This window comes from Variovorax stachyos (assembly GCF_051400855.1).
GTDB lineage: Bacteria > Pseudomonadota > Gammaproteobacteria > Burkholderiales > Burkholderiaceae_C > Variovorax.
Map to the genome: position 1 here is coordinate 1 of NZ_JBLFFN010000055.1, position 999 is coordinate 999.

1 protein-coding gene is annotated in these 999 nt (G+C 63.0%); it reads left to right on the forward strand.

The features are described from left to right. Nucleotides 1-999 (forward strand): DesA family fatty acid desaturase (locus ACMGEZ_RS29665; RefSeq protein WP_436825858.1); only part of this gene is annotated, 999 nt, incomplete at both ends.

The following is a 999-nucleotide window of genomic DNA, read 5'->3' on the forward strand; positions in this document are numbered from 1 at the left end:
CGCGGCCATCGACTGGCTCGGGAACGGCCTGTGGGATCTCACGTGGTGGCAGGTCGTGCTGTACACGCTGTTGACCACGCACATCACCATCGCTGCGGTCACGATCTTCCTGCACCGCACGCAAACGCATCGGGCCATGGATCTGGGCCCGATCCCTTCTCATTTCTTCCGCTTCTGGCTCTGGCTGGGCACCGGCATGGTGACCAAGGAGTGGGTGGCGATCCATCGCAAGCACCACGCCAAGTGCGAGACCGAGGAAGACCCCCACAGCCCGCAGGTCAAGGGCATCGACGAGGTGCTCTGGCGTGGTGCCGAGCTTTACCGCGCCGAGTCGAAGAACAAGGAAACGATGGAGCGCTACGGCCACGGCACGCCGGACGACTGGCTCGAGCGCAATCTCTATTCGCGCTACAGCTGGCAGGGCGTGGGTCTGATGCTGGTGCTCAACCTGGCGCTCTTCGGCGCGCTTGGCTTGGCGGTTTGGGCGGTCCAGATGCTGTGGATCCCGATCACCGCGGCCGGCGTCATCAACGGCATCGGTCACTACTGGGGCTATCGCAACTTCGAGGCGCCCGACGCCAGCCGCAACATCATGCCCTGGGGCCTGATCATCGGCGGCGAGGAACTGCACAACAACCATCACACCTACCCCACCTCGGCAAAATTTTCGGTCAAGAAGTACGAATTCGACATCGGCTGGATCTACATCAGCCTGATGCAAAAGATCGGCTGGGCGAAGGTCAAGAAGCTGCCCCCCAAGATGCAGTTGGGCGATATCCAGCCGGTGGCCGACGAGAAGACGCTGGAAGCCGTTATTGCCAACCGCTACGAAGTGATGGCCGGCTACGCCCGCGAGATGCGCCGCGTTACCAAGCAGGAGCTGGCATTGCTCAAGGACAAGGGCGCTGACCTGTCTGCGCTGAAGGCCGCCAAGCGCTGGCTGCATCGGGACGACGACAAGGTCCCGGCCACCGCCCGTTCGAACTTGGTGCAGGCCCG